10 protein-coding genes are annotated in these 12,904 nt (G+C 67.0%); 6 read left to right on the forward strand and 4 right to left on the reverse strand.

The annotated features are described in order from the left end of the window. Positions 1-3: 3 nt before the first annotated feature. Positions 4-1,146 (reverse strand): PQQ-dependent sugar dehydrogenase, encoded by a 1,143-nt coding sequence (locus EF834_RS06705; protein ID WP_127946428.1) that lies wholly within the window; start codon positions 1,144-1,146, stop codon positions 4-6. 111 nt (positions 1,147-1,257) lie between these two features. Between EF834_RS06705 and EF834_RS18730 the strand changes: the two genes are divergently transcribed. Next, a complete protein-coding gene (locus EF834_RS18730; RefSeq protein ID WP_408014475.1) occupies positions 1,258-2,064 on the forward strand; it encodes a DoxX family protein in 807 nt (268 codons plus the stop codon). 92 nt (positions 2,065-2,156) lie between these two features. Here EF834_RS18730 and ilvD read toward each other — a convergent pair whose 3' ends face one another. Both ilvD and EF834_RS06720 read right to left on the reverse strand, forming a co-directional pair. After that, positions 2,157-3,998 carry a dihydroxy-acid dehydratase gene (gene ilvD, locus EF834_RS06715; protein WP_127946429.1) on the reverse strand — a complete coding sequence of 614 codons (1,842 nt, stop codon included), beginning with the start codon at positions 3,996-3,998 and terminating at the stop codon, positions 2,157-2,159. A gap of 191 nt (positions 3,999-4,189) precedes the next feature. Continuing rightward, positions 4,190-4,687, reverse strand: a complete 498-nt coding sequence (locus tag EF834_RS06720) for a PH domain-containing protein (RefSeq protein ID WP_127946729.1) — start codon at positions 4,685-4,687, stop codon at positions 4,190-4,192. Between the two features lie 282 nt (positions 4,688-4,969). On the opposite strand from EF834_RS06720, the gene EF834_RS06725 reads away from it, so the two are divergent. The 5 genes from EF834_RS06725 (at position 4,970) to EF834_RS06745 (ending at position 11,457) form a co-directional block, all read left to right on the forward strand. Next, complete coding sequence (locus tag EF834_RS06725) at positions 4,970-6,922, forward strand: acetolactate synthase large subunit (RefSeq protein ID WP_127946430.1); 1,953 nt, start codon at positions 4,970-4,972, stop codon at positions 6,920-6,922. After that, entirely contained in the window at positions 6,919-7,422 is a 504-nt protein-coding gene (ilvN, locus tag EF834_RS06730) for an acetolactate synthase small subunit (protein ID WP_127946431.1), read from the forward strand. The genes EF834_RS06725 and ilvN overlap by 4 nt, the downstream gene beginning before the upstream one ends. Positions 7,423-7,495: 73 nt before the next feature. Beyond that, positions 7,496-8,497 (forward strand): ketol-acid reductoisomerase, encoded by a 1,002-nt coding sequence (gene ilvC / locus EF834_RS06735; RefSeq protein WP_206615218.1) that lies wholly within the window; start codon positions 7,496-7,498, stop codon positions 8,495-8,497. A 260-nt stretch (positions 8,498-8,757) separates the two neighbouring features. Beyond that, positions 8,758-10,350: a phosphoglycerate dehydrogenase gene (gene serA / locus EF834_RS06740; protein WP_127946433.1), complete on the forward strand. Its 1,593-nt coding sequence runs from the start codon at positions 8,758-8,760 to the stop codon at positions 10,348-10,350. A gap of 93 nt (positions 10,351-10,443) precedes the next feature. Continuing rightward, entirely contained in the window at positions 10,444-11,457 is a 1,014-nt protein-coding gene (locus EF834_RS06745) for a 3-isopropylmalate dehydrogenase (RefSeq protein WP_127946730.1), read from the forward strand. 138 nt (positions 11,458-11,595) lie between these two features. Here EF834_RS06745 and EF834_RS06750 read toward each other — a convergent pair whose 3' ends face one another. Further along, on the reverse strand, positions 11,596-12,798 hold the full coding sequence (locus EF834_RS06750; protein ID WP_206615193.1) for an MFS transporter: 1,203 nt from the start codon (positions 12,796-12,798) through the stop codon (positions 11,596-11,598). Positions 12,799-12,904: the final 106 nt, after the last annotated feature.

The raw sequence follows: 12,904 nt of genomic DNA on the forward strand, positions 1-12,904 counted from the left end.
CCGTCAATCGATACCGCCGCCGCCGGATGGCAACGGCAGCTTGACGACTCGATCATCGGTCGGAACCGGTGTTCCGCCGGACTTGTTGACCGTGGCGGCCCAGATCTGCCCATCAGCGCTGATCGCCGTCCCGCCGAGCCGACCGTAGAGGTTTTGTGCGAGGAGGGCCGGAGCCGTTGTGACCGCGCCGGTGTCGGGCTCGGTCGCCAGCACCGCCATCGCCTCTCCGTCGGTCAGCGCGACCGCGACCGCACCCAAAACGGCGGAACATCCTGCGACACCCGGCTTGTCAGGCCACGTCCATGCGGGCGCGCCGACCGTGCCGTCGGCCGCCACCCGCTGCAGCCGATCCTCGACTGCGGTGCGGTCGGTCACCCACACCGCGCCGCTCGGATCCCTGCACACGTCGCCGGCCAGGCCGACTCCCGAGAGCGCCACCAAGGGGCGCGGTGGAGTCGGGGTCGGTGAGAGTGCTGTGACACGCAACAGCTTTCCCGCGAGTGACGCGGGATCGGCTGCAGCCGAGGGGTTTCCGGCGTCGCCTGACAGGACCATCAGTTCACCGGGCTTCGAGAAGGTCAGCGCGCCGGTGTTTCCGCCAGCGCCCCGCGGGATCCCGGTGAGCAGGTTCTTCGGTCTGTCGCCGGGCGCGATCCTCACGACTCGGTTGTCGCTCGGTGTCGTGATGTAGGCGTAGATCAGGTTGTCCTCTTCGAAAGTCGGGGACAGGGCGATGTCGAGCAGTCCGCCGCCGGCACTGGAATCGACCGGGATACGGGCAACCTCGGTGGGCTCCTCGCGAGGTGCCACACGCATGATGCGGCCCGTTCGCCTCTCTGTGACCAGAGCCGACTCGCCTCCGGGCAACATCACCATTCCCCCGGTGGCATCGAGGCAGGTCGCGATCACGTTGGGATCGTTGTCGAAGCATGGGTCGTTCGGTACCGACGTCTCGGGTATCGGCGACGTCGGGGGCGGTGGCTGGCGAGGGCTTACCTCGCCCCCGGACCCGAAGGTCGGCTCCGGGGTGAACGGTGACGACGCGGAGTCGTCGAACCGAGCGCATCCGGCGATGAGCACGGCGATCGACAACACCGCGGTCGCCGCCAGCCGCCGAGCCGTCCGGCCCTGTCCACCCTTGGTCATAGTGGAGACGTTACGGAAGGTCCGCCGCCGGTTGCCACGCGGTGCATCGCGACCGGCGCGCCGGGGTTCGGTGCCCGGTCAACGCGGGTGGGCGCACTTAGGCTGCTTCTCGTGACTGACAAGCCGAAAGATCACACCGAGTCCATCGGCGGGGTGTTCGGGGGGAGTCCGCTCGACCAGCCGTCTTCATCATCTTCGGTCCCGCCACCGTCTTCGGTCCCACCATTCGAGGTGTCAGAACAATCCAGCCCGGTGATCGAGCGCGTCGGGGCGGTCGTGCCGGAGCCCTTCTCGTCCGACCCGTTCTTGTCCGACCCGATCGTGTCTGAGCCGATCTCGTCCGCCGCATCGGGCGCGGGACCCGTCGTTGTCCCGCCGCCGACTCCCGACGAGGCGGGGTCGCGCCGCGGCACCATGGACGCGGGCCTGCTGATTCTGCGTCTGGCGGTCGGCGGCACGCTGCTGGCCGACGGCTTGCAGAAGCTGGTGGGGTGGTGGGACGGGCCCGGTCTCGCCGGCTACCGGGACGAACTGGCCGACGCGGGCTTCGACCACGCAGGCGCCCTTGCAGTTGCGGGCGCGCTCGGGGAGGTGGCCGGTGGGGCACTGCTGATCTTGGGTCTGTTCACGCCCGTTGCCGCCGCTGGAGTGCTCGCGGTGATGATCAACGCATGGTGCATCCAGCAGTCGACGGTCCCCGGCCTCGCCTACTTCGAGCCCGAGGGGATCGAGTACGAGACCCTCATCGGTGCGGCGGCGGCAGCAATAATCCTGATCGGGCCCGGTCGGATCGCGCTGGACGGCCGGCGTCGGTGGGCGACCCGCCCCCACGCAGGCTCCGTAGCGATCCTGATCGTCGGTATCGCCGCCGGGGTGGGCGTGTGGTTCGCCCTCAACGGCGCCAACCCCGTCATCTGACGGCGCTCCGGGGCGAACACGACTGTGCCGCGTACCCGATGGGGTACGCGGCACCCCATGACACATCACGCATGCCGCGCAGTCGTGGGCTGCTACGGCACCTGGCGAACAGCGCCCTTGTCGGCGGAGGAGGCCAGTGCGGCGTAGGCGCGCAACGCGGTGGTGACCGGGCGTTGACGGTTCACCGGCTGCCAGGGACGCTCGGAGGTGTCCATCTTGGCGCGGCGCTCGGCAAGGACCTCCTCGTCGACGAGGACCTCGAGCGCGCGGGTCGCGACGTCGATCCGGATCTGGTCGCCGTTCTCGACCAGACCGATCACGCCTCCGGATGCGGCCTCGGGGGAGATGTGGCCGATCGACAGGCCCGACGTGCCGCCCGAGAAGCGGCCGTCAGTGATCAGGGCGCACGCCTTGCCGAGACCCGATCCCTTGAGGAAGGCGGTGGGGTGCAGCATCTCCTGCATGCCCGGCCCTCCCTTCGGCCCCTCGTAGCGGACCACGATGACGTCGCCCGGCTTGATCTTCTTCTCGAGGATCACCGAGACTGCCTCCTCCTGTGACTCGACGACGACCGCCGGGCCCTCGAATGAGAACAGATCCTCGTCGATGCCGGCGGTCTTGAGGATCGCGCCGTCGACGGCGACGTTGCCGCGCAGCACGCACAGGCCACCCTCGATCGTGTAGGCGTGCTCGACATCCCGGATGCACCCCCCCTCGGCGTCCGTGTCGAGTGACGACCAACGATTGTTCGTCGAGAACGGCTCGGTGGTCCGCACACCACCCGGGGCCGCATGGAACAACTCGATCGCCTCGTGGGAAGCCTTGCCCGAGCGGATGTCCCATGTGTCGAGCCACGATTCGAGGTTCGCTGAATGCACCGTGTGGACGTCAGTTTCCAGTAGGCCCCCGCGGCGTAGTTCACCGAGGATCGCGGGGATGCCGCCGGCGCGGTGGACGTCCTCCATGTGGTAGTCCGAGTTGGGGGAGACCTTGGACAGGCACGGCACTCGACGGCTGATCTCGTCGATCGTGGACAGATCGAAGTCGACCTCGCCTTCCTGCGCCGCAGCGAGCGTGTGCAGGACGGTGTTGGTGGAGCCGCCCATCGCGACATCGAGTGCCATCGCATTGCGGAAGGCCTTTGGGGAGGCGATGTTCCGTGGCAGGACCGACTCATCGTCGTCGCGGTAGTAGCGCAGCGCGGCCTCGACAACCGTGGTGCCGGCCCGGCTGAACAGAGTCCTCCGCGCCTCGTGGGTGGCCAGCGTCGATCCGTTGCCGGGCAGAGCCAGGCCCAGTGCCTCGGTGAGGCAATTCATCGAGTTCGCGGTGAACATGCCCGAGCACGAACCGCACGTCGGGCAGGCACTGCGCTCGACCTCGTCGAGCCCCTCGTCGGATACCGAGTCGTTGGCGCTCGCGGAGATCGCGGTGATCAGGTCGGTCGGGGCCTGTGCCACACCATCGACGACGACGGCCTTGCCGGCCTCCATCGGACCGCCCGAGACGAACACCGTCGGGATGTTCAGGCGCATTGCGGCATTGAGCATGCCGGGGGTGATCTTGTCACAGTTCGAGATACACACCAGCGCATCGGCGGTGTGAGCGTTGACCATGTACTCGACCGAGTCGGCGATGATCTCGCGGCTCGGGAGCGAGTACAACATACCGCCATGCCCCATCGCGATGCCGTCGTCGACTGCGATCGTGTGGAACTCCCTCGGCACACCGCCGGCTGCACGGACGGCCTCTGCGACGATCTCGCCCACCTCCTTGAGGTGGACGTGGCCGGGGACGAACTGCGTGTAGGAATTCGCGATCGCGACGATCGGCTTACCGAAGTCGGAGTCCGTCATGCCGGTGGCGCGCCACAGCGAGCGGGCTCCGGCAGCGTTGCGTCCGACGGTGGTGGTGCGTGACCTCAGCGGGGGCATGGGCGATTCCTTCGTCGATCAACGGTTCTCGGCGGGGCTGGCTCTCCGCCTACCGAGTGCGGCGTAGTTCGTGAAACAGGCGGGCCCGTGAAGATGTTGGCCGGCAGGACCCGATTTCGGCTGTGTGGCCGTCTCGTCCTCTCCGGTGGGAGCAGTGGACGTCCTGGCGAGACGCTACTCCTACGAACAGGTCAGTCGGTATCCGACTCCGTGTTCGTCGTCGCGGATTGGGCGGCGGGCTCTTCGTGCTCTTCGCGGTTCTTGTCACTCGCCGCCGCACGAGCCGCGGCATACGGGTCGGTGACCCGGCCACCACTCGCGGACGCCAACTGGGGGAGACGTCCGAAGGTCACGACCGGCAACGCCACCTGGGAGCCGTCGACGAGGTCGGCCCGGGCCCAGCCGCGCTTGGGGAAGCGGAAGCCCTTGATCTGATCCCACGAAATGGACACCGAGGAGAACGGGCGTCGCAGTTCGAGCCCCTCGGGCGTGACGGTCGTGCGGACGCGCAGGACCCAGGCGCCGATCAGGAAAGGGATGGCCAGCATCCAGCCGAACACCTCGGGCCAGCCGAGGACCGGGAAGCTGATGCAGAAGAGCAGCAGAAAGCACGCCATCAGGGCGAGGGGGGAAATCCGGATGACCTGTCGATCGTCGCCGGGCGTGTGGGATGATGACTGCGGTGGCACGGGCTGCTGGGAGGATGACACCTCACCATCTTCGCATTGCAGCCGAGGCATCTTACATTCTGGGACGGCATACTCACCAAAGTTGACTGTCCACCACGAGCGCGCCTACCGTCGAGCGCGTGAAGCAGAATGGGTTGCTCGTAATCGGCCGGCGCGTCGTCGCCTGAGCCGGTTGCTGTAACTCGCCAGATAACGACGCGCCACCCTCGTACAGCTGATGCTGACGAGGGTTTTTTGTTGCCTTGGTTCAGAACCGCACAGCCAGATCAAAGAGGACTATCAGTGAGCGCACCAACCGCACGGCCTCAACCATCGCCGCGCAAGTCGGGAGCAGCGAGCCCGACAACCGCGGCTGCAGCTACATCGACCGCCAACCGCCGTCAGCTCGCGCCCGAACGGGTTACCGGCGCGCAGTCCGTGGTTCGTGCACTCGAGGAGCTCGAGGTCGAGACCGTCTTCGGTATCCCAGGTGGCGCCATCTTGCCGGTGTACGACCCGCTCTTCGACTCGAAGGGCGTTCGGCACGTGCTGGTGCGCCATGAGCAGGGCGCCGGCCATGCCGCGACGGGCTACGCGCAGGCCACCGGCAAGGTCGGTGTGTGCATGGCGACGTCCGGTCCCGGTGCTACCAACCTGGTGACCCCGCTCGCTGACGCGCAGATGGACTCGGTCCCCGTGGTCGCGATCACCGGTCAGGTCGGACGCGGCCTGATCGGCACCGACGCGTTCCAGGAAGCCGATATTTCAGGCATCACGATGCCGATCACCAAGCACAACTTCCTGATCACGGACGGCGCCGACATCCCGCGCGTTCTGGCCGAAGCGTTCTACCTGGCGGCGAGTGGTCGCCCGGGTCCGGTCCTCGTCGACATCCCGAAGGACATCCTGCAGGCCCAGACCACGTTCTCGTGGCCGCCGGAGATGCATCTGCCCGGCTACCGCCCGGTCACCAAGCCGCACGGCAAGCAGGTCCGCGAGGCCGCGCGGCTCATCGCCGAGGCCAAGTCTCCTGTCCTGTACGTCGGCGGAGGCGTGATCAAGGCCGAGGCGTCCGCCGAGCTCCTCGAGCTGGCCGAGCTGACCGGCATCCCGGTCGTCACGACCCTCATGGCCCGCGGCGCCTTCCCCGACAGCCACCAGCTCAACTGCGGTATGCCGGGTATGCACGGCACGGTCGCGGCCGTCGCCGCGCTGCAGAAGAGCGATCTGCTGATCACCCTCGGCGCGCGATTCGACGACCGTGTCACCGGCCGCCTCGAGTCGTTCGCGCCCGATGCCAAGGTCATTCACGCCGATATCGATCCGGCGGAGATCGGCAAGAACCGTCATGCGGACGTCCCGATCGTGGGCGACTGCAAGGAGGTCATCACCGAGCTGATCGAGGCGATCCGCGCCGACCAGGCGACCGGAACGACGCTCGATCTCACCGAGTGGTGGGCCTACCTCGACGGCATCCGTCGCACCTACCCGCTGTCGTACGACCGTCCGGCGGACGGCGCGCTGTCGCCCGAGTTCGTGATCCAGGCCATCGGCCGGATCGCGGGACCGGATGCGATCTACTGCGCCGGTGTCGGCCAGCACCAGATGTGGGCTGCACAGTTCGTCAACTACGAGAAGCCGCGCACGTGGCTGAACTCGGGTGGTCTGGGCACGATGGGCTACGCCGTGCCGGCGGCGATGGGCGCCAAGATGGGTGTCCCCGACCGTGAGGTCTGGGCCATCGACGGCGACGGCTGCTTCCAGATGACCAACCAGGAACTGGCCACCTGCGCCGTCGAGGGCGTGCCGATCAAGGTCGCGCTCATCAACAACGGCAATCTCGGCATGGTCCGCCAGTGGCAGACCCTGTTCTACGACGAGCGTTACTCCAACACGAACCTGGGAACGCACGGCGCCGTGCGGATCCCGGACTTCGTCAAGCTCGCCGAGGCCCTCGGTTGTGTCGGCATCCGTGTCGAGCGTGAGGAGGACGTCGAGGACGCGATCCGCACCGCGCAGTCGATCAACGACAAGCCCGTCGTCATCGACTTCATCGTCGGCAAGGACGCCCAGGTGTGGCCGATGGTCGCCGCCGGCACCAGCAACGACGAGATCATGGCGGCCCGGGGTATCCGGCCGCTGTTCGACGAAGACGAGTCGGCGGACGAACCCGCCACCATTCACGAAGCTATGCGGGAAGCGACCGCGCGCGAGCAGGCCGCTTCCGAGGCCGCGGCCGGAGAGGAACGTCAGTGAGCACCAGCCACACCCTCAGTGTTCTCGTAGAGGACAAGCCGGGCGTGCTGGCCCGTGTCGCTGCACTCTTCTCCCGCCGCGGATTCAATATCGAGTCGCTCGCCGTGGGGGGTACCGAGCTCCCGGAAATCTCGCGCATGACGATCGTCGTGACCGTCGACGAGTTCCCGCTCGAGCAGGTGACCAAGCAGCTCAACAAGCTGGTCAACGTCATCAAGATCGTTGAACAGGACACCGAGGCGTCGGTCGCGCGCGAGTTGGTCCTGATCAAGGTTCGTGCCGATGCGAGTGTCCGCACACAGGTGATAGAGACCGTAAATCTGTTCCGCGCCAAGGTGATCGACGTCTCGCCCGAGTCGGTCACGATCGAGGCGACTGGTACGCGTTCCAAGCTCGACGCGCTCCTGCGCATGCTCGACCCGTTCGGCATCCGCGAGATCGTGCAGTCTGGTGTGGTGGCGGTCGGCCGTGGGCCGAAGTCCATCACGGCGACCCGCTAGAGCCGTCCAGCCGTCTACTGACAACAACAGGTTCATAGAACCCAGAGGAGAGGTAAGAACTGTGGCAGTCGAGATGTTCTACGACGACGATGCAGACCTGTCGATCATCCAGGGCCGCAAGGTCGCGGTCATCGGATACGGCAGCCAGGGCCACGCGCACTCGCTGAGCCTGCGCGATTCCGGTGTCGAGGTGCGCATCGGCCTCAAGGAGGGTTCGAAGTCCCGCGCCAAGGCCGAGGAGCAGGGTCTGACCGTCGGTACGCCCGCCGAGGTCGCCGAGTGGGCCGACGTCATCATGGTGCTCGCACCCGACACCGCTCAGGCGTCGATCTTCACCAACGACATCCTGCCGAACCTGAAGGACGGCAACGCGCTGTTCTTCGGTCACGGCCTCAACATCCACTTCAACCTGATCACGGCACCGGAGAACGTCACCGTCGGCATGGTCGCCCCGAAGGGGCCCGGCCACCTGGTGCGCCGTCAGTTCGTCGACGGCAAGGGTGTTCCCGCCCTGATCGCCGTTCACCAGGATCCGAAGGGCGAGGGCCAGGCCCTGGCTCTGTCCTACGCGAAGGGCATCGGTGGTACCCGCGCCGGCGTCATCAAGACCACCTTCAAGGAAGAGACCGAGACCGACCTGTTCGGTGAGCAGGCCGTCCTGTGCGGTGGTACGGAAGAGCTCGTCAAGACCGGCTTCGAGGTCATGGTCGAGGCGGGCTATGCGCCGGAGATGGCCTACTTCGAGGTTCTGCACGAGCTCAAGCTGATCGTCGACCTCATGTACGAGGGTGGCATCGCCCGCATGAACTACTCGGTCTCCGACACCGCCGAGTTCGGTGGATACCTGAGCGGTCCCCGCGTGATCGATGCCGGCACCAAGGAGCGCATGAAGGGCATCCTGAAGGACATCCAGGACGGCACCTTCGTCAAGAGGCTCGTTGCCAACGTCGAGGGTGGCAACAAGGAGCTCGAGGCTCTGCGCAAGGCGAACGCCGAGCACCCGATCGAGGTCACCGGCAAGAAGCTGCGCGACCTGATGAGCTGGGTCGATCGTCCGATCACCGAGACGGCCTGAGCTGGTCTGATCAATCTCGGCCCGAGGACGGCGCGTACGGATGCGTTGCCCTCGGGCCGAAGTCATGTTCGGGCGGTGTGAATCTTCGATTCTCCTCACTCGGGCATCTGTCATGTGCTATTAGATGCCGCCCCGGAATCGGCGCCTCCGGACAACTAGACTGATCCCGACCGCGACCACCTCTGCCCGCCCCCAACGAGGCGTCCGGCCGCGGATCCCAAGACACTGCAAGCCCGACATCTAACACAGGGAGTTCACTCGTGAGCCAGAATGGCCGCCCCGTTGTCTTGATCGCCGACAAGCTCGCACAATCGACCGTCGATGCGCTCGGAGACGGTGTCGAGGTGCGCTGGGTCGACGGCCCGGATCGCCCCGCGCTGCTCGCGGCTGTCCCCGAGGCCGAGGCCCTGCTCGTTCGTTCGGCCACCACAGTCGACGCCGAGGTGCTCGCAGCTGCCGGCAAGCTGAAGATCGTCGGCCGAGCCGGTGTGGGTCTCGACAACGTCGACATCCCGGCCGCCACCGAACGTGGCGTCATGGTCGTCAACGCGCCTACCTCCAACATCCACTCGGCGGCCGAGCACGCCGTCTCACTGCTCCTGTCGACCGCCCGTCAGATCCCCGCAGCGGACCGCACCCTGCGGGAGAAGACCTGGAAGCGTTCGAGCTTCAACGGCACCGAGATCCTCGGCAAGACGGTCGGTGTCGTCGGCCTGGGCCGCATCGGCCAGCTGTTCGCGCAGCGTCTCGCGGCATTCGAGACCACCGTCATCGCCTACGACCCCTACCTACCGGCCGCGCGCGCCGCGCAATTGGGCATCGAATTGGTCGACATCGACGAGCTCGTCGAGCGCGCCGACTTCATCTCGGTGCACCTGCCCAAGACCAAGGAGACCGCGGGGTTGATCAACGCCGAACGCCTGGCCAAGGCCAAGGACGGCGTCATCATCGTCAACGCCGCACGCGGTGGCCTGATCGACGAGGACGCGCTGTACGACGCGCTCGTGTCGGGCAAGGTTCGCGCTGCCGGCCTCGATGTGTTCAACACCGAGCCCTGCACCGACTCCAAGCTGTTCGACCTCGACAACGTCGTCGTCACCCCGCACCTGGGTGCCTCTACCGCCGAGGCCCAGGACCGTGCCGGCACCGACGTCGCGAAGAGCGTTCTGTTGGCCCTCGCCGGCGAGTTCGTGCCGGACGCCGTCAACGTCTCCGGAGGCCCGGTCGGTGAAGAGGTCGCGCCGTGGCTCGAGCTGGTCCGCAAGCTGGGCCTGATGGCCGGCACGCTCTCGCCCGAGGCCGTCCAGAACGTCCAGGTCATCGCGAGCGGTGAGCTGTCGGCCGAGAACGTCCAAATCCTCGGCCTGGCCGCACTACGGGGGTTGTTCTCGGCAAGCAGCGACGAGGCCGTCACGTTCGTCAATGCCCCGCAGCTCGCCGAGCAGCGCGGTGTGAGCGTCGAGGTCGAAAAGCAAAGCGAGGCTCAGACCCACCGCAGTGCCGTCGAGGTCCGCGCGGTCGCCGCGGACGGCACCGTCACCACCGTCGCGGGTGCGTTGACCGGTCTGCAGCAGATCGAGAAGATCGTCAGCATCAACGGCCGCAGCTTCGATCTGCGCGCCGAGGGTCACAACATCGTCGCGCACTACACCGATCGTCCGGGCGTGCTCGGCATCCTGGGCACCGTGCTGGGCAACGCCGGCATCGACATTCAGGCCGCCGCGCTGAGCCAGGACATCGACGGCCAGGGTGCCACGGTGATCCTGCGGGTCGACCGTGTCGTCGGTGACGAGGAGGTCGCGCAGATCGTGGAGCGGCTCGACGCTCGCGTCGCCCAGGTCGACCTGTCCTGATTCCCCTCATCCCTACCCGGTGGCCGCGATCGTCGACGACGGTCGCGGCCACCGTCGGATTCTCAGTCGCAAACTCAGGAAGAGAGTGTGTCCATGAAGATCGCGGTCATCCCCGGTGACGGCATCGGTGTCGAGGTAACTGCGGAAGCACTGAAGGTGCTACGGAAGCTGGTTCCCGACGTGGAGACCACCGAGTACGACCTCGGTGCCAAGCGCTACAACGAAACCGGCGAACTGCTGCCGGAGGCCGAACTCGACGAGATCCGTCGACACGACGCGATTTTGCTCGGTGCCATCGGCGACCCTCGGCTGGTCGCCCCGGGCATCCTCGAGCGCGGCCTGCTGCTGAACATGCGGTTCCTGCTCGATCATCACGTGAACCTGCGACCGGCCCGGACCTATCCGGGCTCGAAGTCGCCGCTGGCCGCCGCCCCGGACATCGACTTCGTCGTGGTCCGGGAGGGCACCGAGGGGCCGTACACCGGTAACGGTGGCTCGATCCGCGTCGGCACTCCGCAGGAAGTTGCCACCGAGGTCTCGGTCAACACCTGGTTCGGTGCCGAGCGCGTCGTCCGCTACGCGTACGAGCTGGCGCGGACCCGCCGTAAGCACCTGACGCTGATCCACAAGACGAACGTGCTCTCCAACGCGGGCCGCATCTGGACCCGTGCGATGGAGACCGTCGGCGCCGAGTACCCGGACGTCGACACGGCGTACTGCCACATCGACGCGGCGACCATCTACATGGTTACCGACCCGGAGCGGTTCGACGTGATCGTCACGGACAACCTGTTCGGCGACATCATCACCGACCTCGCGGGCGCGGTCACCGGCGGTATCGGCCTGGCGGCCAGCGGCAACATCGATGCGTCGGGCAAGAGCCCGTCGATGTTCGAGCCGGTCCACGGGTCGGCGCCGGACATCGCCGGCCAGGGCGTCGCGGACCCGACCGCCGCAATACTGTCGGCCGCGATGCTGCTGCGCCACCTGGGTCGTGAGGAGGATGCGGCACGTGTCGAGCGTGCCGTCGAGGCGGATCTGAAGTCGCGCGGTGGCGCCCCGATAGTCACCACCGAGGTCGGCGACCGCATCGCCGCGGCCGTCTAGGCGAACTCGACTTCGACGGCGACGTTTTCGACGGCGACGCTTTCTACTTCGACGTTTTCTACGGCGACGGGGCCGCCGCCCGAAATCCGGGCGGCGGCCCCGTCGGTTCCCGGTCTGGGTCCTGGTCCGGTTCCGGGTCTACTGCCGTCCGGGCCGATCCTTCGGCACCAGGGGTAGGGCCACGAGGGGGAAGAGCGCGGTCATCGCGAATGTCAGTGGGAAGCCGACGGTGCCGATCACCGCTCCGAACACCGGCGGCACCAGCGACGCGGCGAGGTACTGGCTTGTGTTCTGCGCGCCGAGCGCCCGGCCGCTCCAGTACGGTCCGGCGATCTCGGCGACGGCTGTGAACGCCAGCCCGTTGTCCGCCACGGTGATCACCGATGCCAGCACCAGCAGCGTTACGGCCAGTGGGGAGTTCAGCCAGTCCGTCAGCGCCAGTGCGCCCATCGTGGCCGCGGCTACCATCGCGACCCAGCGCAGCGGACGCATCCTGCTGCCGACCCGATCGGACAGTGCTCCGGCGGCGATCCGGCCTGCGGCGGCGAGTAATTGGGTCACGGTGATCAGGACCCCGGCCGATCCAGCGGACCAGCCGCGATCCGCTATGAGCCACAGCAGCGCGAACGTCCAGACCAGGTACTGCGGGACGACGAGAATGACCGATACGCCGTGGATTCGCCACAGAACACTCGATGCGCGGTACGGGTTGTCGAGCAGACCGGAGTCTTGTGCTGCGGAGCGGGCAGGCCGGGGCGGGTCTACGACGAAGAGACAGGTCACCGCCGCGATCGACGTCACAACGGCCGGTAGTACCAATGCCCAACCGACACCGTGAGATTCGGCGATCCGTGGCACCGTCAGCGCGGCGACAGCCACGCCCAGTGGTATGGCCATCTGCCGGATGCCCATTGCAAGGCCGCGTCGCGCCGGCGGGAACCATCCGACCACGACCCGCCCGCTGGCTGCGTTCGCACTCGACGCCGCCATCCCGCCGATGAGCAGGAACCCGCCCAGCATCGCGAACGACGAGCTGAGCGCGGCGCCGGCGCTCGCGAGCCCAGTGATCGCCATGCCTACGACCAGGACCTTTCGTTCCCCTATCCGATCGACCACGACACCCCAGGCGATCAGGCTGACCAGGATCCCGACTGTTGGTGCGGACACCAGGAGACCGGCGCGCGAGAGCCCCATTCCATGGTCGTCGACCAATGTGGGAAGCAGGAAAGCGGGGGCATTGGAGAACAGTGCGCCCGCGGTCTGTGCGAGCACGCCCAGCCCCAGCATCGACCAGCGTTGTGTCGCACTGACGCGCACGTCCTGGTGCCTGGTCTCATCCATAAGAATCCCAATATATGAAATAGCGGTCCTAGAATATGGATCCGTACGAAGTGTAGACCCTCGAGCGTCTCGAGCGCGACGGGTAGTCCGGAGTCGGCCGCCCCGA

The sequence above is a fragment of the Rhodococcus spongiicola genome, assembly GCF_004011835.1.
GTDB classification, from domain to species: Bacteria; Actinomycetota; Actinomycetes; order Mycobacteriales; family Mycobacteriaceae; genus Prescottella; species Prescottella spongiicola.

Bases quoted from the DNA above. Each gene is read 5' to 3' on its own strand.
- EF834_RS06705 (WP_127946428.1), bottom strand. From the start codon at position 1,146: ATGACCAAGGGTGGACAGGGCCGGACGGCTCGGCGGCTGGCGGCGACC.
- ilvD (WP_127946429.1), bottom strand. From the start codon at position 3,998: ATGCCCCCGCTGAGGTCACGCACCACCACCGTCGGACGCAACGCTGCC.
- ilvC (WP_206615218.1), top strand. From the start codon at position 7,496: ATGTTCTACGACGACGATGCAGACCTGTCGATCATCCAGGGCCGCAAG.
- EF834_RS06745 (WP_127946730.1), top strand. From the start codon at position 10,444: ATGAAGATCGCGGTCATCCCCGGTGACGGCATCGGTGTCGAGGTAACT.
- EF834_RS06750 (WP_206615193.1), bottom strand. From the start codon at position 12,798: ATGGATGAGACCAGGCACCAGGACGTGCGCGTCAGTGCGACACAACGC.